Origin of the sequence: Winogradskya humida (assembly GCF_016862215.1) — a bacterium.
In the GTDB taxonomy this organism is placed as follows: Bacteria; Actinomycetota; Actinomycetes; order Mycobacteriales; family Micromonosporaceae; genus Actinoplanes; species Actinoplanes humidus.
The window spans coordinates 25,851-47,412 of record NZ_BOMN01000113.1; the positions used below are offsets into that span (position 1 = coordinate 25,851).

Genomic DNA, 21,562 nt, shown 5'->3' on the forward strand with positions numbered 1-21,562 from the left:
GACCGTGGTGCTGCACGAGGCCCTGCAGCTGTACCGCGACCACCGTCTGCCCGAGGCCGCCACCATGTTGCGTGCTGTATTAGCTCCCTACGATCCCGCCACATTAACGGGGGATCCTGCGGTCATCCGAGCCGCCGCTCTGTACGCCGCGTCCGCTGTCGACGACCCCGACAGCCAGCTGAGCTACGCCCTGTTCGCCGAACGCAGCAGCCACCGCACCCTGGGGCCCGACAGCGAGCTCACCCGAGTGGCCATGCACATGCTCGCCGGCGTCGCCGAACAGCAAAAACTGTTCGGCGATGCCGCCACCGTCTGCCAACGTCTCATCGAGGTACACACTCGACGCCGCGACCACAGCGATGCTCTTGTCTGGCGCACCAAACGAGCTGTCATGTTGTTCTCCGACGGCCAATGTGAGCATGCCCTGGACGAAATCGTCGCCTGCACGAACCTCGCCGGCGGCTTGCCGCAGCCCGAGCGTGACGCGGCCATGCGTGCGGTGCTGAGTTGGCACGCGGCGATCCTGGCCGGATGCGGTGACACCACCGCCGCGCGCGCACTGCTGCGCCAGCACCGTGACCTGCTGGCACCCGCGAACGGCACCGACCCTGACGTCGGCGAAGCACTGATCGCCGACACGATTCACAGGATCACCGAAGCCCACCCCAGGCCATGCGCCGGAGCCTGTCAGCGCGAGGACCACACGGTGTTGCCCTTCGTCGACTGGATGAACGCTGTGCATGAGGCGATGCGGGTGACGGGCCCCGACCTGCACGCCGGTCACCACCGGTCCTCGGGCGGCGGCGACCGCCGGTGAACACCCACAACGAGGCTCTTGAGGTGGCCTTGCAGCGAGCCGAGGAAATCCATGCCCAGGGCTTTCCCCAGGTCGCGGCCATGACCTTGCGAACAGCCCTCGCCCCGTTCGACCTCGCTACGGCCTGCGTCGATCGGCGGGTCATCCAGGCTGCCGTGCTGTACGCCGAAGGCATGGCGGACGTCCCGCACGAGCAGCTCGCGTACGCCCGGTTCGCCGAACGCAACAGCTGCATCGCACGGAGCGCCACGGATCCGGTGACACTGCACGCCGCCGCGGCGCTGGTGGCGATCGCCGGACGCCAGGGTCTGCGCAGCGAGGCGATCACCGCGTGCGGGCACCTCATCGAGGCACATCACACCCGCGGGGAGCGCTCCGATGCGCTGATCTGGCAGCGGGAACGCTCCAGCCTGCTGCACGCCGACGGGCGTTGCGGCAAGGCACTGGCAGAGCTCGCCGACTGCCTGGCCTACGCGACCGGCCTGGCCGGCGATGACCGTACCGTTTACGGCCGCGGAGCACTGCTGCAGTACGCGGTACTGCTTGCCGGCTGCGGCGACACCCTCGCCGCGTCCACCATGTTGCACCGTCACGAATCACTGCTGGCACCGCCGGGAAGCATGGACCGTGCCGTCGACGAGGCCAACGTCACCGCCGAGATCCGCGACGTGCTGATGACGCACCACGCCGTGTGCACCCATCCACAGTGGGGCGCCCAGTCCGTCACGCCGATCGTCTTCCCGTCGCCTGCCCCCGGCAGACAGGACCGGCCATGACACCCGCCAACAGTCGGTGCGGCCTGCGCCGGCTACCGCCGAGGGACACCCCACGCGAACCCTGTCCTACCGCCCTCCCTCGCGCACTTCCACCGTCGCGTGCAGCTGACGCTCGAAAGGAGTACCGGTCATGAACCTTGTCCACAACGACGGGCATCTCACCGCCTTCGGCCCCGCAGGCGCGACGGCGCTGCGCCTGTACGCCGGCATGCTCGCCGCCTGCGACCGGACCGGCGAACGCGACGCGCTGCTCGCGGACGCCGAGACCCTGCCCCAGCGGCGCAGCAGCACAGCATCGGATACACCTGTCGGGGCCGGTCTCATCGTCGACGCACCCGAGGACCACCAACACGTCTGCGTCTGCCGCCCGTACATCAGCCACGGTGACCTGCCGTGACCCGCGCCTGCCGATCCACGCCCCCACACCGCACACCCGGCGTCGGGTGGAGCGGGCATGCCCCCGCACGCCCCACGTGGGACTGCCGGGCCTGCGGCACACCGTGGCCCTGCCAGACAGCGCAACAACACCTTCGCGCCGTCTACTGCGGGCACCGCCGTGACCTGGGCATCATGATGGCGGGCCTACGCGACCAGGCCGTCACCGACCTGACCGATGCCGACCCGAAACTGGTCGGCGCCCGGTTCACCAACTGGTACCGCCGCCACGAACCGCTTCCCGAGCCCGCCCGCCGCTCCCCCGCGCATCGCCTGACGATCCGGCACGCCATCAGCAGCAGGGCCACCATGGCGGCGTTGCGGCACCAGAACCCGGCCGAACGGCAGCGACGGCGAGGGGGGCACCGATGAACCCTCGCGAGCGCGACGACTTCCCGATGACCGTGGTCCACGCCCGGCAACTGCTCGCCGCCGGGCAACCCAACGACGCCGCCGCCCTGCTGCACCACCACCTGCAGCACATCGACCCGGAGCACGCCCCCGCAGACGAAGCCTTGTACGAGGCCGCCCTGCTGCTCAGCGAAATAGGTGCCAGCCCATCCTGGGCCCGCTACGCCATCCGCGTACGGCACATCGTGCGGCCACCCGGCCAGACCCGACGTACCGTGCTGTCCTCCACCGCGAGCAACGACATCGGTGGTGGCACTGACGCAACCCGCGCAGACGACAACAACCGGCAGATCGGCGAACTCTTCCCGGCAGCCGCGGTACACACCGCTTTGACAGGCATGAAAACGGCGCGGACCCTGCACGGACACCAGCAATGCGGGGAAGCCATCCGGGCCGCCACCCGCGCCCTGACAGCCTGGGCGAGCAGCGAACTGGGATCGTCACACCCGGCATTGGGTGCTGAAATGATCGTGCCCCTCGCCGCCATGCTGTCCGCGTGCGGCCGCGACGACGAAGCCCACACCGTAATCGCCGACCACGCCGGCCACCTGGACCCGCCCGACAGCCCGGCCCGGTACGCGTTCGCCGACGACGCCCTGCACGCCATCGACGCGCTCGTCGACGCGCACACCCCCATCTGCCTGCGCCTACGGCCACCGGACTCGCATCCCGGTCTGCGGAACCTCGCGGCGGCCACCGGCCCGGTGCTGCCGTGGGCTGACCGGCGAGACGAGTTGTGGGACCTGCTGCTCACCGCGACGAGCCCAGCATGACACCACCACCGGCGCCCCCGACCGCACCCGTCGCTGATATTCCGTTGTATCGCACCGCGAGACTCTCATGACCGACAATGCGCCTGACTATGGCATCGACACGACTAGACCCCACCCCGCCCGCCGCTACAACTACTGGCTGGGCGGCAAGGACAACTTCGCGCCCGACCGGGAATCCGCCGACGAGATCGAGCGTAAATACCCGCCTGTCCGCACCGCCGCCCTGGGAAACCGTCTTTTCCTGCAGCGCGCGGTGCAGTACCTGGCCCTCGAGGCGGGTATCCGGCAGTTCATCGATATCGGCACCGGGCTGCCCACCGCCGACAACACCCATGAGGTCGCCCAGCGGATCGCACCGGACAGCCGCATCGTCTACGTCGACAACGACCCTCTGGTCCTGACCCATGCCCGCGCCCTGCTCACCAGCGACCCGCAAGGCCGCACCGCATACATCGATGCGGACCTGAACAACCCACAACAGATCCTGGATCATCAGGCGCTGCGTGACACGCTGGACATGACACAACCGGTGGCGGTGATGCTCGTCGCGGTGCTGCACTTCATCCCCGACGGCGAGCAGGCCTACGCCGTGGTCCAGGAACTGCTCAGCCAGGTGGCGCCAGGTAGTTACCTGGTCGTCTCCCACGCCACCGGCGACTTCCTTGACGAAGCGACCCGCCTCTGGCTGTCCACACACGACTTCGTTTTCCGTGACCGTGGCGAGTTCAGCGAATTCTTCACCGGCCTCGACCTCGTCACACCCGGGATCGTCCCCATCACCGCATGGCGACCCGGCGCCGACGACAAACCACCGCCACCCGATCAGGCACCGGTCTACGGCGCGATCGGGCGAAAGCCCGTCCCCGCGACTCGAGAGCACCACTCGTGAGCGCCCCGCACGAACCAACAGCCGGCACCAACAGCCCGCGCCCTGCAGCGGCGACCGGCCGACACGACACGGACGGCCCCGGGCCCGTCACGGCCGCGGAGTGCCACGGCCTGCCCGCCGTCGCCGATGACGACCGTGTCGGCCTCCCCGCGGAGCTGGCAGAACGGGACCCGTCGACCACACCCGACGACGAGCGGATCATCGAGACCGTCCTGCAATGGATCACCGACACTCACCACACCGGCCCCGCCCTGAACAGGTGGGCGCAGTACGCCCTGGCCGCAAGCTGCCGCCTGCACCCTGCCGGGCATCCGCAGCGTGAACGGGCCGTGCTCGCCGACGCCGGCGTCCGCGCGGCGATCCTGCCGCACACCGACGCGTTCAGCCCGACGGCGTACACCCTCGCTCACCGCATCGGCGACACCGGCCGCACCCCGGCCTCCCGCGACACCACGATGTACCACCTCAACGCTTACCTCGCCCTGCACACCCGCGGGTTCTGCCACATCGCCAACGGCGGACTGCGATACACACCCCTACCCGCCGAACAAGCCGGTGAGCGCCGGGTGGCGCTGCTGACAACAGTGGTCGTGGCCGTCGCACTGGCGAGCGCCTGCGGTCGTGACGACCTCGCCGCAACCCTGCTCGACACCCACGCAGCACACCTCGACGAACCGGGCACCGCAGGCCGGGCCTTGTTCGCCGGCCTCACACTGCAACTCACCGATCTGATCCGCGAGCACCACCAGCAGGTCTGCACGCACCGAGGCAGCGCACCTCACGACCGGCACCGGTTCTCCGCCCTGATACACGGCGAACCCCCCAACCGGCATCTCAGCCCCGCCCCACCCGACATGGTTTCCCCGGCGGATCCGCGAAAGTCCGTCCCGGTAGGCGCAGCGCCACGTTTCTCCCTGGACGGGGTCCTGTTCCGGCTCGGCGCCCACGCCGACAACCAGCGCCAACACCGTGACCTGCACGCCACACCGTCCAGCAGCAACGTATGGCTGCTCTGCGACACCTGCCGGTTAGGGCTACGTCTGGGCGCCACCGTCGTCCGCGCCCACCAGCCCGACCGGCTGGCGGCCACGGTCCTCGCCGCCGGCCGGCCCGCCTGGCAACACGACGACGTCACCCGCGCGGTATGGCGGCTGCTCAGCGACCACTGCGGCCACGAACTGCGCGTCATCACCCAAGCCTCACCTGCCTGGCGCAAATATGTGGCAACCCCCACCGACCTGATCGGCCCATCGGGCATCGACCCTGACCCCGGTATCGCGATCGACGCCTACCTCACCGGCTGGCCCAGCCAGCCAACCGTCGCACGTTTCGACGGCGCCACCCCAGCACCACCATCGGACCCTGCCGACTCGGACGTCAGCCTCGTCTGCCTCGGCTGCCGCCTCGAGCTGGTCCTCGGCCACACCAGCGGACACCCCGGCGCCGCCATCACCATCGGCGCACACCACGCCGAACAGCTACCGGCCGCGACGACCGCGGTGTTCCGAATGCTCACCGACCACGCCGGCCACGACCTGCTGATCTTCACCGACGCCAGCGGCTGGGACCACTACATCCAATCCGGTGAGTGGCACACCGCCATCGAGACCGGCCACGACAATCCCCCACTGCTGGGCGACATCACCCACCAGCAATACATCGACGGCTGGCCGACTGCCCCGACCCGCCGTTACTACCACGGCAGCGACCCGCTCGAACCGCCGCCCGACCCCGGCACACACCGCGGACCGCCACCGTAAGACGCTCCCCGCCGCGGCGAGCGGCGTGGCGGCAGCCCTGCCCCTTCGCCACACCGACAACCCGATGCCGACGGCATCGGGGCATCCGGGCACGCCACCGGTGTGCCCGCAACCCACCCCTTCCACCCGTAAGGACGCACGTGACCGTACGTACCTGGCTAGCCGTGATGGCATCCACCACCCTGGCCCTGACCACCGCCGCAGTCGTCAGCCCTCAGCCTGCTATGGCGGCCGGCGACGACCCCGAAATCATGATCATCGGCGGGGGCGACGCCACCGAAAACTATCCGTTCGCGGCACGGTTGTTGACCTCCTACGCCGGGCGTGGGATCGCCCGTTGCACCGGCACCTTCGTCACCGACCGCGGCCGGATCGGTGTGGCCACCGCCGCGCACTGCGTCAGTGACTTCACCACCGGCGCCGCTATGCCGGCCTCCACCGTGCAGGTTCAGGCAGGCTCCACCCACCTGGACCAGCTCACCACCCTGCAGGCCACCAGCGTGCAGGTTCACCCGGCCTGGGACTGGGGCACCGGCAGCGACCCGTTCGCCGACGTCGCCGTGGTCAACGTGACGATCCCCGCAACCCTGCACGTCCGGGCGATCCCGCTCGCCGACTGGGTCCGCAACCGTCAGCGGGTCCGGCTGCTCGGCTGGGGCAAAACCACCGTAGGCGCCACCGAACCACCGGCGGTGTTGCAGCAACTCGACACCCGGCTGACCACCCCCAGCGCGTGTGCGGCGGCCGGCATCACCGCCGGCGAGCTCTGCATCGCCCCGGCCGCAGACGGCGCCCAGGTCTGCTCCGGTGACTCCGGAGGCCCAGCCCTCGCCCGCCGCGGCAGCACATGGGTGGTCCTCGGCGGTGCCAGCCGGGTCACCGACGAAACCACCTGCACCGGCGCGGCCGTCTACACGGACTTCGTCTACTACTCAGACTGGATCGGACAGGCCCTGACCGGCACACGCACCCCGCAGCACCCCCGGCATGTCGATCCTGACAGGGCCGCACGGTTCTGGTCTCTCGCCAGCTAGCCCCTCGGAAGCGGTGTGCTGATGCCCTCGCACCAGCACACCGCACCTGACACCGCCAACGGGCACCCCAAACAGCGATTTGGGCAGCCATCGCGCCTTCCACCGGCTGCCCCCACCCCGGTCGGCAGGTACCAGCCGGGCCTGGCGAGCAGCCCACGCCGCCCCACCCGTCAGCTGACAGGCCCCGGACCAGCCGCGCCCTGCTCGCCAAGGCCCGGGACCGCCAGCCGCACATAATTAGTTCAGGAGATCTGCACCCATGACCGAGACCGGCTCGCTTCCCGGGCCACTTCGCGCCATCGCCATCCAGCTCGAACGAGACAGCGGACACCAGGTCACCGCCAGGCTGCTCGGCCCACGCCGGTGCCTGCTCACCTGCGACAACGGCACCGTGCGCCTCGACATCGTCTACCGCGGCTATCGCCGGAGCAGGTGGCGCGCGCACAGCAGCAACGTGACCATCGACGGTACGCGCATCCCCCACGGAGAACTGCCGTACAACAGCGTCATGGGGCTGCTACGCGACCCGAACAGCCGACACGACGAGTACCCCCTGCTCGACGCCGACGCACCCACCACCGCGGTGACGGACCTGAAGATCGTGCCCGCGAAAGTCCTCACGATCATGCGATCCATCCGCAAGAACGTCAGGGCCAAGCAACGCACACTACTCAGCATCGGCGCCGAGAACTGCCGCAGCCGCTGGGTCATCATCGCCACCTTCGACGACGGCCTGACAATCCGCCAGAACCTGCACCTCCTGCTGCACTGGGCCACCCTCGACGAACAAGTCTTCTCACCCCTTGAACGCCCCGTCGAAATCTTTCGCGGCGACGTGGACGTCACCAACTCCAACGAGCCGGTCATCCAAGGACTACTGCGGATTCTCACCACCTCCGGCCACGTCGAGGCGGCAGCACCCGGACCGGCGAGTATCGCCCAGCAATCAAACGGAGCCCGCAGCAACAGCGTCGAGACCCGCCGGGCCAGTGTCATCCGCACCTGACCTGTCCAGCACAGACATAGGCGCGACGCTACGCCTGAACGCCCAACGCAGTCGTAAACCAACACCCACAGATGCAGTTGCCTCGGCACTACGCGTCCGGCTATCGAGCCCTCCGCGACCGTCCTGGCACATCACCAAACCCCTCGCAGTCCCTGATAGCCGGCCCACGGCGGCGAACGCACCCGGCCAACGCCCACCAAATCACGCCCCGACAACACGTGGAGTCACCGCAAATGCCATCTACCGCACGCACCACCCCTGCGTCCCACATCCCCGCGTGGCGAACACCGCAAGGAATCAGAAAGATTCGCCACCTCTACAACGGCGAGAGGCAGCCCATCCGGCAGATAGCTGTGGTCTTCGGCTGCTCCTACGGCTCGATCCACCGTGCCATGGAGAAAAACAGCATCACGCGACGCCGGCGCGGCGGAGCGTACCCGACGACCGCGTCCACGCCGCCCCTGCCGAATCAGCAACGCTGATGGAACCGAAACCCCCGCACCCCCGGCCATCCGGGCTGTCGCCCACCGACACACAGCCGACAACCCCGGAGGTGGCCGCCACCTCACCGAACAGCGACGTCGAGCGGGCGGTACTACCGCCCGGCCTGGCCGGACGCGACCCCGGCACCACCCCGGCCGACGAGCACACCATCGATACGGTCCTGTCCTGGATCACCGACGCCAAGGACCACCATCCGGCCTTAACCGGATGGGCGCAGTACGCCGTAACAGCAGCCCGCCGGCTTCACGGCGACGACCATCCACAAACCCGGCGTGCGACCCTCGCGGACGCCGCCGTCCAGGCCCGGATCCTGCCGCTGACCCCCGACAGTCCGCTAACCCTGGGCTGGGCCGTCACGAACCGCCTGCGCAACCGCAGGTTTGCTCTCGCCGACAGCGACGACCTGGCCAACCATCTCGAGGTATACCTTGCCCTGCACGAACGCGGACACTGCGACCTCGCGATCACCGAACTTCACCGCACCGTGAGCACACCCCTGCAGATCTACCCCTCCACGGCGGCGACGACGTTCACGGCCGTCATCATCGCGGTCGCCGCCGCCACCGCCTGCGGCCACAACGACCTCGCCGCCCGGATCCTCGACACCCACGCTGCGACGCTGCACCCCTGTGGATCCCTGGGCCGCGACGTGTTCGCCGGCTACGCCCTCACCGTCATCGACCGCATCCGCGACCACCACCAAACTTACTGCACCCGGCGGCGCGCGACCCGCACATACGACCGGCACCGGGTCTCCGCCCACCTGCACGGCGAGCACCCCGACCGGCACACCAGCCCCACCCCGGCCACGACCAACGCCGGGGGCACGGGAGTCGCCGCACCCTGGGTCCCGGTGATCGAACTGTTCTACGGACTCGACAACCAGGAAACCATTCACCACCGGCGCCTCACTGCAGCCAACAACACCCAGGGCACGGCACTCTTCCTGATCTGTGACACCTGCCGGCTCGCCCTGCACCTCGGCACCACTGCACCACCCGGAACCACCCAGAGCCATGACACGCCGCACCTGGCACCGTTCACCGACACCGGCCAGCCCGCCTGGCAGGACCCGGCGGTAAGCCGCGCGGTCTGGCAACTGTTCAGCGACCACGCCGGCCACGAACTGCGTGTACTCGGCGACACCTCACCCGCCATGCGTAAATACCAGGTCACGCCCACCGACTTCATCGGCCGCACCGCACCCGCCGACGACGGCTCCACCATGATCACCCTCGACGCCTACCTGCAGCACGACCCCGACCAGCGCCCCACCACCAGCTACCCCGGGGCGACACCACAGCCACCGCACGACCCCGCGGTCCTCTTCGTCAACGACATCGATCTGGTGTGCGTTGCCTGTCGGCTCGTGCTGGACCTCGGCGCCGTCACCGGCGCGACCCCGGCCATCCACATCGGCGAGCACCCCGCCCACGATGACATCACCGCTACCGCCGCGGTATTCCGCATGCTCACCGACCACATCGGACACGACCTCGCCCTCTATACCGAGAACGGCCCCTGGGACTACTTCACCGCCGACGACCTGATCGCCACCGTTACCACCGGCCACGACCGGCCCCCGCTCATCGGCGAGATCACCCACCAGCAATACACCGACGGCTGGCCTGAGAAGCCCACCCACCGCTACTACTGGGGCGCCGACCCCCTCAACGATCCGCCCGCACACCACGACCGGACAACCAGCGCTCGACGGCGACCGCCGCCCAACTCACACCCGCACCCCAACACTGTTCCCTTCCCGCAGGGCCGACCGCCCGGCCGCAGCCCGAACAAGCATCAACCCGATCCAACCGACCGCCCTTATAGCCCGCCACCCGAGCCAGTGGCGGTAACTCTGCCCGACCATCGCGAACGGACTCGCCGTCAACCCTCGGCCCACCAGCCGTCTCAGACAGCAGTGCCACGCCGAGCTCGCCACTCACGCGGAACCGCCTCGCAAACCAATCCCACACCACACGAAAAGTGATCGACCGCTATGCCCGCATGCACCATCAAGCCGATCCGACGCTGGCCCGACTGGACGCCGGTCACCCGTCGACACCCATGGTGCCGCCCGTGGAGATGGCTGCCGAGCGGCCCACGGCCGTGCAGCGTGACCGTCCTACCGCCACCGATGCGGCCCCGGCCGGGCCGGACCCTTCATGACCCCCTGCTGTCCCGAGAGGAATACGCCCAGCATGCTGTTGGCTACTTACAACCTGTTTGAGTTTGGATCAGCCAAAGAGGCAGCCGCCGACCGGCGTGGCGACGTCATCGAGGCGATCAATGAGATCAAGCCGGAAATTCTCCTGGTGCAGGAGATCGCCGGGGACCATGCCCTCACCCTCGACGCGCTCGCCGCCGACACCGGCTTGCACTGCCGCTTCCACGGGATACCTGCCTTCGCCGCAGGCGACGGGAAGTTCGCTGTCGGGGTGCTCTGGAATCCCACTGTGCGTCCGACTGGTTTCCGCCAGCCCGGTCTGCGAGGGTTTCAGAGGCGGCTCGCGTGCTTGACCGTCGAGATCGACGGCATCAGCGTCGGGTTCGCCAGCTACCACGCGCACCCCGCCGCGAAACACCAGCGCGTCGACGACGCGTTGAGCGCCGCGATGTGCCTGACCCGAGCTTCCGGTATCGACGCGGTAGTGCTCGGCGGAGACTTCAACGACACTTCCGCAGCGCGTGATCTCCACGGCGACTACCTTGACCCCGACTGGACCCACACCAACTCCCGGAACGACAACTTCGTCTACGAAACCGACTCGGAGTACACCAACGGGGTCCTGCGCGTCAGGCCGGCCCGAGACGCTGCCGAACAACTCCAGCAAGCAGGTCTGTGCGACGCTGCAGAGTTCCTACAGGCCACACCACAGGCGACGACCGGGCACTGGCCCGGGGACTGGGCCCAAGGCCTGCGCAAGGACCGGTTCCATCTCACCGTGAATCTGCGCGACTCCGTCCGAGAACTCGCCACCGTCGATAACGCCACGACGCGCAGAGCCTCCGATCATCTCCCCGCGGTCCTCGACTTTCACGAGCATGTCTCTGCACTGCCCGTCACAGGGAAAAGAAACCCCCAGTCATGACCAGCAGCTTCCCACACCGACCGACGATGGTGGTGGTTACGGGCGCGGCCGGCTTCATCGGCTCTCACCTGGTTCAGGGTCTTCTCGACAACGGGTTGGAGGTCGTGGGTATCGACCGCCGGACCCCGGAGACAGATGCAATCGCCCGCCTGAATCTCCGCGACGTCACGGGACACCCACGGTTCTCGCTGTTCAGTGGCGACCTGAGCTTCGTATCCCTGAATCTTCTGGTGCGAGACGCCGCGTGCGTGTTCCACCTGTCAGCAATCCCCGCAGTGCGGGCCTCGTGGGCGGAGTTCGAACGGTACGTCACGGCCAACGTCATGGCCACGCAACGGCTGCTGGACGCCTGCGTTCAGGAAGGGGTGAGCAAAGTCGTCTACGCCTCCGCATCGAGCGTGTACGGGCCGGCCGAGGCACCATCCGGGGAGAACGACCCGGCCCAGCCGATCTCTCCGTACGGGATTACCAAACTCGCGGGAGAGCAGCTCTGCCTGGCCTACGCGAAGCGACCCGCAAGCCGGCTGTCGGTGACCGCGTTGCGGTACTTCACGGTGTACGGGCCGAGGCAGCGCCCGGACATGGCAATCAGCAGGATTTTGGCAGCAGCGCTGGCAGGCGAACCGTTCGTGATCTTCGGTGACGGCACACAACGGCGAGACTTCACCTATGTCGGTGATGTCGTGGCCGCCACCATCGCGGCGGCCGACATCGAGGTCCCCGCGACGGTGATCAACGTCGGCGGCGGCTCCAGCATCTCCGTAAGCGATATCATCGCCATGGCCCGGACGGTGACTGGGAATCCGGTGCCGTTAACGGCCGGTGCCGCGCAGGCAGGTGATGTTCCGGCCACCGCCGCGGATCTCAGTCTCGCCCGTGTACTGCTCGGCTTTCAGCCGCGCATCGATTTGCAAACCGGGATGACCCGGCATGCGCAATGGCTACAGAAGCTTCCTGCAGACCTGCTGCGCACCTACGGTCCACCACCCACGACCGACCAGGATCAGTCAGCGCCGGACTCGCCGCACTGACCACCGATCTCGTCAACGAACACGAAGCGGCGGCGTACGAGAGGACACCAGCGGGGCGACGACGCGGCACTACTCCCGGGTGCCCGGCGCCGGCGACGACTCGAGCTGCAGCTGCAGCTGCAGCACCAAATTTCAGGCTACTCACCGTAGGGCAGCGCCCGCCCGGTCAGGCCAGGCAGGCGCTCAATACTGTTCCGTCAGACGGCCCATGCCGGCCACGCGGCGCCCGTCACCTATTGGGTGGGGCATTGCTGTAAAGGTCAGAGCCACATATCGCTTAGCACTGCGCCGCCGAGGCGGGACTGCAGTGCCAGGGCGACTCGAAGCTGGAATGCTCGAAAGAACCTGCCCAGACGTTGGCGTATCCGCGCGAGCAGCGCGAGAAGCCGTTCGACGATGATTCGCGTCAGCATGGGCACGGCCCGTGAGGTCGGCGGTCCGGGACGACCCAGAAGGTCTCGTCGCAATTCGCGGGTGAGTCTGCTGAGGCTGCTGAAAGACACGAGGATGGCCAACCAACCGATAAGGGCGCCGGCGTCTTGAAGTTCCTCGGGGCCAAGCCCCTGCGTTCTACTGAGAAGGATTGCGCAGGCGGTGAACGGTAAGTGCCTCACGAAAGGTCGGCATTGGTCGAGGTAGCGGCGTACCAGTTCCTCGCGCTGCCGCTCGACAGCCGACAGTGTCGTCTTACGGGGAACTTGCTGCTGGGATCGGGGTTTGCTGCGCAGTGTGCGCAGTGTCAGCCGCGGGAAGTTGATGACAGCGACGACCAGGAACGGCATCGCGGACAGCAGTTTGGTCACTTTGCCCGGCCGCTCGTGTACAAGGGCTGCCCACTCCTCGCGGTACACCTCGGCAAGTTCCGGATCGTGATAGGCCCACAACCGGGCCGCGCCACGAATGACACGTTCCGCCAGCCACGGGCTGAGGTCGCTGAATTCGTTGACGGCCACAGCCGTGACAAAGCCGGCAATAGCTACGAACAACTCGGTCACTGCCCGTGTCCCAACGCCGGGCGCGGTGACGCCGAGGGCCGCACGGGACGGCGCTGCGCCAGCAGAGCGGCCGCTTCCACGCGCCCGTCGGTGGTGAGACGGTAGAACCGGCGCCGTGGGCGGTTCGGCTCGTCGGCACGGTCCTCCCAACGCGCTTCCAGCCATCCCATCGCGGAGAGCCGCTCCAAGATCTTGTAGACGGTGGGGCCTGTACGTCGTGTCTCTTTGACGATCGCGTAGCCGTGCAGCTCGAGGTCCTGATCCGCCAGCAAGGCTCGGATGACATCGAGGAGTGGCTGTGTGATGCGTTCTGGTCGGTCAACCATGGCCAGAAGATACTAGATCTAATAGACCTAGTATCAATAAGGGTCGGAGACGGACGCGGGTCCCGCTTCAGCACCGTCAAGACCACGCCGATCACCGCGTCCCGGCAAGCCTGGCGCCTGGTCCCGCCCCGGGGTCGGGGAATGCGGTGATCGGCCGACCGACCGCCGTTGACCTATGTCTGCAGTCGTTCACTGCAGGCTCTCGTCGCTCTACCCCGACGATCAGCAGACGCCAGACTTCAGAACGAACCCGTCAGTTGACGGGCCCTGGGACTGGCAGGTGCTTGCGACCACCGTGGGCGCGCGTTTGGGCAGATCAACACGGTCGCGGGACCATGGCATGTGCGTAGCTGAGCTATCGTGGGCGGCTGATCGGTCTCGATATGCCGATGTTCGGGGGGACGACAATGCCGCATAGTGGCGACGAACTGGGCGCTGACCTGGTCGACCTGTGGGAAGCAGGCCAGTACCAGCTCAAACCCGTCGCACAGCAGTTCCGGCTCGCCGCCGGCAATCTCCTGCTCACCGACAGTGTCGGCCACAATTTCTATCGCGACGGCAAGCTCGGCGGCCCCTACGGCCCCGCGAAACCCGCGTTCGATGACTTCCGCGACGCGGTCTTCGAGATCCTCCGGACCACGGCGGAGAATCTGGAACTGACCGGCGACGCCATGGTGCTGGCCGCCGACGAGTACGCCCAGACCGACGACGTCGCGGCGAAAAAGTTTCAGGAGCTGCAACCCGCCGTGGAAGCCGCGCACCCGCAGGACGGGACACCGCAGTGAGCTACGAACAGCTGGCCGAGCACGCCGCGAAGATCGAGACGTCCGCCATCGAGATGGACCTCAAACAGCGCGGCTTCAACAAGAAAGACGACGGCAAATGGTACGGCGGGGGCAGTGATCATGAGGTACAGCTCGCCGTCGACGGAACCGTGGGACGCTTCGCGGGCGTCGCGGAAATGTTCACCCCGTTCCTGGACATGCCGGACCCGGACGTCTTCTCCCCCGCGATCACGGTGCTGGCCAGCGCGGCCAGCACGTTGAACGAGGGCACCGGCCAGGACAAGGTCAACACCGACGCGGTGTCCGTCAACCCGTCCCTGGGCGGCTTCGCCCGGGTCGGCACCCTGATCGAGGACTGGCGAGGGCCCGCCGCCGCCAACTTCCGGACCAACTTCATGGACCGGTTCACCGGGGTGACCGCCAACCAGTTCTCCCTGGTACTCACCCTCAAAGGGGCCATGGAAGCCGAGCGTGCCCTGTGGCGCGAGGCCCGCAAAAGCGTCGACGAGCTGGCACACGCCGCGCAGGACTCCCTCGACGTGCTGCTCGACTGCAACCCCAAAGAAACATCGTGCCTGCTGACCGTCGTCGGGTCGATCTTCGCGATCGCCGCCGCAGGGCCGTCAGCCGGCGCCTCGCTCGCCCTGGGCCTGACCATCGTCGGGGAGGCAGCCTCGTCCGGGGCGTCCTTCACTGGCGACGATCCAAAACCGGTGAAGTTCGACGGCAAGAACGCCCACGACATCGTCGAACAGATCCGCAAAGGCCTCGAAGAACTCGCCTCCGACATCACCACCAAAGAACGCGTGATCGCCGACGCGATGACCAGCTCCCACGGCTACCTCCAGGGCAACGCAGAGGCCTTCACTCCCCGGCGGCCGGCGCTGGCGGATGCCACCGCGGCAACCGTCACCGGCAACGGGCCCACCGGGCTCGGCACCGCGGAAGGGTGAACCGCTGATGGGTGAACTCGCCGACCGGATCCAGGCCATGCGCGTACGGGCATCCACCCCGGACGGGTCGATCACCGCCGACCTGACCGACCGGGACCGGCTGACCCTGCACTTCCCGCAGGGCTTCTACGAGCTGTGCACCGAATCCGACCTCGAACGGCGCCTCACCCACCTGGCCAGCCTGCTCTGGGTCGCCCGGACGCGCGAATACTGGCGCACCTTCAGCGACCACACCGGCCAGCAGATCACCGGCGAAGACACCCCGATCAGCGCCCGCGACATCGACTGGCGCACCGAACGCGACGAAATCATCGCCCGCGGCTACTCCCCCGACGGACGCATCGCCGTCAAAGCCGTCGGAATGCGACAGTGGCAGGTCGACATCGCACCCGGTACGGTCCGGGCACTGGACGAACGCCAGTTCACCGCAGCCGTCGCCCAAGCAGCCACCGAGCTCGTCCAAGACCAGTTCGCGAAGATCGCCGCACTGTCCAACAAGTACTACGGTAACGACCACTGACCGAGAGGACTCCCCAGGTGCGAGGCAGGATCTGGCTGGTCGCCATCGCGGCCCTCACCATAACGGGCACCGTCGGAGCCTGCACCAGGGACGACACCCCCTCGCCAGCGTCCTGCCGCCTGCTCACCCCACCATCGGATCCGGTAGCAGCAGGTGACACCACCGGCATACGCCTCGCGGAACAAGGCCACACCACACTGCACGCCACCAACTTCAGCACCGTCACCATCGGCGCGATCCTCGAAAACACCACCGACAAAGTCGCCTACCACACCCGCGTCACCTTCGACGCCCTCGGCGCGGACGGCACCAGCACCGTGCAGGACACCTTCCACCGGTACCAGATCATCGAAGTACCGATCCTGCTCCCCAAAGCTAAAATCCCGGTCGGCACCACCCTGGCCATCAACGGCACCACCACCTCGGACGCCACCATCAACTTCGCGGTCTCCCAATGGCTCCCCGTCGGCGACGGCAACAACGGCCTCGCGCCCATCACCGCCACGCTGGTTCCCGACAAGACGAGCAGCGACTCGCAAGGCATCGGCACCATCACCTACCGCACCACATCGGCCAACTGCACCGACCTCGTCTCCCGCGGCTCCTCCTACGTCCTGCGCGACACCGCCGGCACCCTGCTCGGCGGCGGCATCGGCGCCGAACCCCAAGACTCAGGCTGCGACACCGACGACGACCGCTTCGACAACAGCTTCATCACCGCATTTGCAGCAATCCCCAAAACCGCCGACCTGGCCAAAACCGAAGTCGCCTCACTGTGCGACCTCAGCAAGGCCACAGACGACCCCCACCCCTCCGGGGGCCCTCTCAACTAAAGTGACGGATGATTCGATCTTCGCCATGGTCGCGAAGATCCGGATCAAGTGCGCTTCCTGTGCGGCCATCCCCCCTGTGCTGTCCAAAATAATGCCAAGCAGGTTGACGACGGGCGTGCACACCGTCGAGGACCTACCCGCGGCGGCCGCCGACCTCAACAAACGTCCGCGCAAGATCCCCGGTTGGGACACCCTGCCCAGCGGATCACCCGATTCCTCGCCGAAACCTCATGATCGTATTCACTGATCTGCCGAGAAGAGCGCGCCTAATCCGCAGCCCGGCTGGGCAGCATTGTTATTCCAATGTGATGCAGATGCGCGCATCGTCAGAATCATGATCTCTTTCGTGTAGTAATCACGCCACCTTGAACCGGGACTACTGAGATGCGGTATCCTTCGTCACCTTAAGTGATATAGCAGCGCGGAAGGAGGGTATTCTTGGTTGCCCGGTCGGACTGGACTGGCCTGGTCCAAGGCCGTTCGGACGCGTTCATCGACCTAGAAGTGGTTGCCCCGTCAGCTGCGACCGCGGGCTGGAGTAGCCCCTTTCGCGCACTCGCTGACGATGGTAAACAATATTTCGTCAAATGTCTGGATACTTGCCCGCCAGGACAGGGCGCGTCTATCGCGGTCGAACGAGTGGTGGCAGAGGTTGGACGCCTGATTGAAGCGCCCGTCTGCATAACGAGCTTGATCCGAATCCCGGAGGGGCTTGATATGGAGATCAAGCCAGGAGTGCATCTCAGCCCAGGGCTTGCCCACGCAAGCCAGGCCCTGCGCAATGCGGACGAACGGGGCCGACCCAGTCTTTCGTCTCGAACGAGAGACGACAATCGCCGACGGCAGGCTGGCATCTATGCTCTCTATGACTGGTGCTTCGGCGCGGACCCACAGTGGCTCTACGACCTCGATCACGACCATACGATCTACAGTCATGACCACGGGCTGTACTTCCCTCCGACCGATCAGGGCCGCTGGAGCCTGGCCGACCTGGAGGCAGCCGCCGACCTGGCCAATGAATTGCCAGATTCGCGTGGCGGTCTAGACTCGGACCAGGTCACCCTTGTAGCGACGAAGCTGGAGGCGGTGACTCGAAGCCAGTTAGCGGCCATCATGCGGACCATTCCGTCTTCGTGGCCAGTCAGCAACGATGACCTCGAGGCCCTCGGATGGTTTCTTGAACATCGGGCGCCGGCGGTCGCCGAGCGTCTTCGGGCATCATGACGGCTGGAGGACGAGATGTCACGTTATGTGTACTCGCTTGTTCGTTGTGTGCCCGATCCGCGCACCGGCGAGTTCATCAACGTTGGAGCCGTCGTTGGTGATCCGGCAACCGGGGACTGGGCTATGCGCCAAGTCAGCAATGAGGGTCGCGTCCGGCGTTTGGCCAGCGCCTCTGACCTTGAAGTAGTACACGGCTTCCTGGCGCGGGTTGGCCTGGAAATCGACAAATGTCGCGCCCTTCTTGATGGCGGAGAATCTCCAAACATAGAAGAATCTTGGCTGCAATCCTTATTCCATGATCATCGAAACATTGTTCAACTTAGTGCACCATTGCCTATAATGGCGAGCGGCTCTGAGCAAGCACTAGATATGATTTTTGGAAATTTTGTAATCGATCCCGAATTAGCATCTCGGAAAGATTCAATTACCAAGTATGCAATTTTAGCCAGAATTCGCGAGTCATATGAGGCTGCGCGAATTGAAGCACCATACTGGAAGTCTCGCGCCGAAGTCCATGTTGGGCGGCACGTTACATCTCGAGTAGATTTCGCAATCGGCAACGGGAAGATTGTCCAGTTGACGCAAGGATGGTCCTTCCAGCGGGCGACCGTTGAGGATCTTTCAACTCAGATCAAGGCTTGGGCCTATGCAATCGGACGCTTACGGAATGCTGAAGAGTCTCGGGTCATTTCACCGGATGGCAAAGTGAGCACCATCGAGGCGGGCGTGGAGGTGGAGGCAGTGATCGCCAAGCCGACCAATCCGACTCAGGTCGAAGTCTTTGAGGAAGCATCGCAGGTATTCGATGAACTTCAGATCAAGGTCCGAGACTTTGATGACGCCGCTAAAGTTGGCCAAAGAGCTGCAGAACTGCTTAGGAATTAGCGTGTCCGCGTAATCAATGTCGTCGTAGGCGTCTTCCAGTATGTCTTCAACGCTGAAGGAAGCGTCTAAGATCCGAGAATCGACAATCGGTAACGCAGCAAATCCTTCGTATTTCGCGGTCGGGGCGCCCCTCTTGGTCTGGTAAAGCCCTCGCCAATTCTCCGACGTCCTCTTCTGCCGCGGATCGTCCGCGATGTTGCGCACGGGAAGATCGGTTCGGCTACGCGGCAGGGTGCGGCCTTGCCCCAAGGTCAGCGCAGCTGTCGAAGTCGCGGGCTAGAGTTCTGCTCATAGGCGATGGGTCCGGCGGTTACGTCCGGCAGCCGCATCCCTCACATCGTTGCCCGAGATGCGGATCGCCGCTTTCCGTGCGGTCGGCGACCGCCGCTGGCCACCGTGATGAAAGCGGGAGGCTACTACCGGTCCGAGAACTTCGTCGCTGCGTTCAGTGTCTGTGGCTTGCGGTTCGGGTTCAGGAGGAAGCCGAGTGGCACTCACTTCCCGATTCTGAAACTCCGGGTCGAGTGAAGTTCGTGGCTTCTCAGTTGTAGCGGCTGGCATCCGGATCTGCCGCGCTCCGCACCTCTAGCGAACTGGCATTGGCCGGTCGGCGCGTGTGCTCTGGCCGCATCGCCAAGCTCAGCGTCGAAGCTGCTCAGCTGGAGTGTTGCGACGACTGCCAAAGTTAGCCCCGCCCGGGTGGGGCCACCTGAGCCCGCCAGAATGACTGCCACGACGGGAGGCGAGCGACCTGCTGCCCCGACAGCCAGAAACCGAAGCGGCCATCACATGCGCCTAGCAAGAGAATTTGCTCTGGACACATCAACTACCTCCCAGCACACGACCACAAGCCGTGCCAACTCAGCTTGGCGTTCCCCAAGTGAAGGGCGCCGACATCGACCGTCGCTAAATAGCCAAGCTGCGGATCGAGTTCCTGCCTGCAGCTACAACGCCGTCGCAGAACGCGGTGCCTGCGCGGCGGGCTCGCCAAGGCGGTCGACATCTGCGGGCGTCGGGCGCACACATCGAATTCCGACCCTGCACCGGCTCACTTTGCGGAATCGACCTGACACAACACTCACGCGTCGTCCGAGGTCGCGGCAAGTGCAATCAAGAATCGCGGCGGTCACGTCACTGCCACTCAACCGCCCTTCACTCAGTGTTACGCCCCGCAGGTCCATGCCCCTCAGATTCGCTCCGTACACAACTAACTGCGTCACTTCTGGGTGACGAGCAGTTGTACTGGGCGTGTGCAATAAAGAAATGGTAAGTCTCCGTACGCGTTGGGCGGCTGCCCAGCGAGGCTGGGTCTCAGGACAGGTCACCACTCCCGAACCGGCGCCTCCCAGCCGGCCACGCCGGCGCCCCAGTGCCGCCATGCAGCCCCGCATACGCCACCGAACCCGCGCCAGCAGACTGAAATCAACCGAGCGGACGAACAGACCCGATTGGCGTACGACCGCGACCACGATCGGCGGCATCCTGTCGGTGTTGCTGGTCGCAGCGGGCCTGTTTTACACCAACGGCGCCAACCGTCAACAACAGGAGCTCGGCCTTCAACAGCAGAATCTTGCCTTGCAAGGGCAGGTCGCGGATCGGTTCACCGCCGCGATCGATCAACTCGGCCAAGAAGATGAGAAGAAGCAGGACAAGCTCTCCATCCGCTTGGGCGGTATCTACGCCCTGCAGCGGCTGATGATCGACTCCCCGCCGGACCAACCAGCAGTGGTCCAGGTGCTGTGCGCCTTCGTCCGCACCCACGCCCCTCGGCCCGACCAGATGCCGAAAAGAGTGCGCCCATCGTCAGCCGACGTCCGCGCCGCGGTGACTGTTCTCAGCCACCGACCCAATCCGGGCAACCAGACGCTAGATTTCTCCGGCACACTACTCGGCCTCGACACTGCGGAGCTGCGGGGCGCGGATTTGATCGGCGCGGACCTGACCGGCGCGGACCTGCGCTACGCGAACCTGACCGGCGCGAACCTGGACGGCGCGAACCTGGACGGCACGGACCTGGACAGCGTGCACCTGGACGGCGCGGACCTGCGCTACGCGGACCTGGACGGCGCGAACCTGACCGGCGCGGACCTGCGCTACGCGGACCTGACCGGCACCCCTCTAACCGGTGCGAACCTGCGCTACGCGAACCTGACCGGCGCGAACCTGGACGGCGCGGACCTGGCCAGCGCGAACCTGGACGGCGCGAACCTGGCCAGTGCGAACCTGCACGACGCGGACCTGAGCGGCGCAGACCTGCACGACGCGGACCTGAGCGGCGCACACCTGGACGGCGCGAACCTGCAAGGCATGCGCCTGGACGTCGCACACCTAGATGGCGCGGACCTGGACGGAGCAGACCTGACCTACGCGGACCTGACCGGCGCCGACCTAAGCAGGGTGGTCGGCCTCACATCAATCCAAATAGTCGACGCCTCAATGGACAAGACGACAAAGCTGCCAAAAGGAGTAGAACAGCCGACGCCCTCTCCGCATTGATGACAAAGGCGCTAGCC

The 21,562-nt window shown here is 66.3% G+C and carries 23 protein-coding genes; 21 read left to right on the plus strand and 2 right to left on the minus strand.

Features of this window, described 5'->3' with window-relative positions:
* Positions 1 to 4 precede the first annotated feature (4 nt).
* From Ahu01nite_RS39105 to Ahu01nite_RS39165, 14 genes are all read left to right on the plus strand, one after another.
* Positions 5 to 817, plus strand: coding sequence for a hypothetical protein (locus Ahu01nite_RS39105; RefSeq protein ID WP_203841795.1), 813 nt, complete (start codon positions 5 to 7; stop codon positions 815 to 817).
* 80 nt (positions 818 to 897) lie between these two features.
* Positions 898 to 1,593 (plus strand): hypothetical protein, encoded by a 696-nt coding sequence (locus Ahu01nite_RS39110; RefSeq protein ID WP_203841796.1) that lies wholly within the window; start codon positions 898 to 900, stop codon positions 1,591 to 1,593.
* A gap of 130 nt (positions 1,594 to 1,723) precedes the next feature.
* Positions 1,724 to 1,990, plus strand: a complete 267-nt coding sequence (locus Ahu01nite_RS39115) for a hypothetical protein (RefSeq protein ID WP_203841797.1) — start codon at positions 1,724 to 1,726, stop codon at positions 1,988 to 1,990.
* A gap of 173 nt (positions 1,991 to 2,163) precedes the next feature.
* The gene (locus Ahu01nite_RS39120; RefSeq protein ID WP_203841798.1) at positions 2,164 to 2,400 is read left to right on the plus strand and encodes a hypothetical protein; all 237 of its coding nucleotides are present in this window, start codon (positions 2,164 to 2,166) and stop codon (positions 2,398 to 2,400) included.
* A complete protein-coding gene (locus Ahu01nite_RS39125; protein ID WP_203841799.1) occupies positions 2,397 to 3,212 on the plus strand; it encodes a hypothetical protein in 816 nt (271 codons plus the stop codon). Before Ahu01nite_RS39120 ends, Ahu01nite_RS39125 begins: the two co-directional genes overlap by 4 nt.
* Positions 3,213 to 3,279: 67 nt before the next feature.
* Complete coding sequence (locus Ahu01nite_RS39130; RefSeq protein ID WP_203841800.1) at positions 3,280 to 4,101, plus strand: SAM-dependent methyltransferase; 822 nt, start codon at positions 3,280 to 3,282, stop codon at positions 4,099 to 4,101.
* Positions 4,098 to 5,861 carry a hypothetical protein gene (locus Ahu01nite_RS39135; protein ID WP_203841801.1) on the plus strand — a complete coding sequence of 588 codons (1,764 nt, stop codon included), beginning with the start codon at positions 4,098 to 4,100 and terminating at the stop codon, positions 5,859 to 5,861. The genes Ahu01nite_RS39130 and Ahu01nite_RS39135 overlap by 4 nt, the downstream gene beginning before the upstream one ends.
* A gap of 140 nt (positions 5,862 to 6,001) precedes the next feature.
* Positions 6,002 to 6,895 carry a S1 family peptidase gene (locus Ahu01nite_RS39140; RefSeq protein WP_203841802.1) on the plus strand — a complete coding sequence of 298 codons (894 nt, stop codon included), beginning with the start codon at positions 6,002 to 6,004 and terminating at the stop codon, positions 6,893 to 6,895.
* 259 nt (positions 6,896 to 7,154) lie between these two features.
* The gene (locus Ahu01nite_RS39145; RefSeq protein ID WP_203841803.1) at positions 7,155 to 7,901 is read left to right on the plus strand and encodes a hypothetical protein; all 747 of its coding nucleotides are present in this window, start codon (positions 7,155 to 7,157) and stop codon (positions 7,899 to 7,901) included.
* Between the two features lie 233 nt (positions 7,902 to 8,134).
* Positions 8,135 to 8,383 carry a helix-turn-helix domain-containing protein gene (locus Ahu01nite_RS52075; RefSeq protein WP_438874857.1) on the plus strand — a complete coding sequence of 83 codons (249 nt, stop codon included), beginning with the start codon at positions 8,135 to 8,137 and terminating at the stop codon, positions 8,381 to 8,383.
* Positions 8,383 to 10,395, plus strand: a complete 2,013-nt coding sequence (locus tag Ahu01nite_RS39150) for a hypothetical protein (protein ID WP_203841804.1) — start codon at positions 8,383 to 8,385, stop codon at positions 10,393 to 10,395. The genes Ahu01nite_RS52075 and Ahu01nite_RS39150 overlap by 1 nt, the downstream gene beginning before the upstream one ends.
* Positions 10,392 to 10,574, plus strand: coding sequence for a hypothetical protein (locus tag Ahu01nite_RS39155; protein ID WP_203841805.1), 183 nt, complete (start codon positions 10,392 to 10,394; stop codon positions 10,572 to 10,574). Before Ahu01nite_RS39150 ends, Ahu01nite_RS39155 begins: the two co-directional genes overlap by 4 nt.
* Entirely contained in the window at positions 10,571 to 11,497 is a 927-nt protein-coding gene (locus tag Ahu01nite_RS39160) for an endonuclease/exonuclease/phosphatase family protein (RefSeq protein ID WP_203841806.1), read from the plus strand. The genes Ahu01nite_RS39155 and Ahu01nite_RS39160 overlap by 4 nt, the downstream gene beginning before the upstream one ends.
* Positions 11,494 to 12,528, plus strand: coding sequence for an NAD-dependent epimerase/dehydratase family protein (locus Ahu01nite_RS39165; protein WP_239159493.1), 1,035 nt, complete (start codon positions 11,494 to 11,496; stop codon positions 12,526 to 12,528). Before Ahu01nite_RS39160 ends, Ahu01nite_RS39165 begins: the two co-directional genes overlap by 4 nt.
* Before the next feature lie 260 nt (positions 12,529 to 12,788).
* Here the strand turns inward: Ahu01nite_RS39165 and Ahu01nite_RS39170 are convergent, their stop codons facing one another.
* Positions 12,789 to 13,523, minus strand: coding sequence for a hypothetical protein (locus tag Ahu01nite_RS39170; protein WP_203841807.1), 735 nt, complete (start codon positions 13,521 to 13,523; stop codon positions 12,789 to 12,791).
* Positions 13,520 to 13,849 carry a PadR family transcriptional regulator gene (locus tag Ahu01nite_RS39175; RefSeq protein WP_203841808.1) on the minus strand — a complete coding sequence of 110 codons (330 nt, stop codon included), beginning with the start codon at positions 13,847 to 13,849 and terminating at the stop codon, positions 13,520 to 13,522. Before Ahu01nite_RS39175 ends, Ahu01nite_RS39170 begins: the two co-directional genes overlap by 4 nt.
* A 407-nt stretch (positions 13,850 to 14,256) precedes the next feature.
* Between Ahu01nite_RS39175 and Ahu01nite_RS39180 the strand changes: the two genes are divergently transcribed.
* The 7 genes from Ahu01nite_RS39180 (at position 14,257) to Ahu01nite_RS39210 (ending at position 21,545) form a co-directional block, all read left to right on the plus strand.
* Positions 14,257 to 14,634 carry a hypothetical protein gene (locus Ahu01nite_RS39180; RefSeq protein ID WP_203841809.1) on the plus strand — a complete coding sequence of 126 codons (378 nt, stop codon included), beginning with the start codon at positions 14,257 to 14,259 and terminating at the stop codon, positions 14,632 to 14,634.
* The gene (locus Ahu01nite_RS39185; RefSeq protein ID WP_203841810.1) at positions 14,631 to 15,587 is read left to right on the plus strand and encodes a hypothetical protein; all 957 of its coding nucleotides are present in this window, start codon (positions 14,631 to 14,633) and stop codon (positions 15,585 to 15,587) included. Before Ahu01nite_RS39180 ends, Ahu01nite_RS39185 begins: the two co-directional genes overlap by 4 nt.
* A gap of 7 nt (positions 15,588 to 15,594) precedes the next feature.
* Positions 15,595 to 16,107, plus strand: coding sequence for a hypothetical protein (locus tag Ahu01nite_RS39190; RefSeq protein ID WP_203841811.1), 513 nt, complete (start codon positions 15,595 to 15,597; stop codon positions 16,105 to 16,107).
* A 17-nt stretch (positions 16,108 to 16,124) separates the two neighbouring features.
* Complete coding sequence (locus Ahu01nite_RS39195) at positions 16,125 to 16,940, plus strand: hypothetical protein (RefSeq protein WP_203841812.1); 816 nt, start codon at positions 16,125 to 16,127, stop codon at positions 16,938 to 16,940.
* 717 nt (positions 16,941 to 17,657) lie between these two features.
* Positions 17,658 to 18,164, plus strand: coding sequence for a hypothetical protein (locus Ahu01nite_RS39200; RefSeq protein ID WP_203841813.1), 507 nt, complete (start codon positions 17,658 to 17,660; stop codon positions 18,162 to 18,164).
* A gap of 15 nt (positions 18,165 to 18,179) precedes the next feature.
* Entirely contained in the window at positions 18,180 to 19,049 is an 870-nt protein-coding gene (locus Ahu01nite_RS39205) for a DUF3037 domain-containing protein (protein ID WP_203841814.1), read from the plus strand.
* A gap of 1,377 nt (positions 19,050 to 20,426) precedes the next feature.
* On the plus strand, positions 20,427 to 21,545 hold the full coding sequence (locus Ahu01nite_RS39210; RefSeq protein ID WP_203841815.1) for a pentapeptide repeat-containing protein: 1,119 nt from the start codon (positions 20,427 to 20,429) through the stop codon (positions 21,543 to 21,545).
* The last annotated feature ends 17 nt before the right edge of the window (positions 21,546 to 21,562 follow it).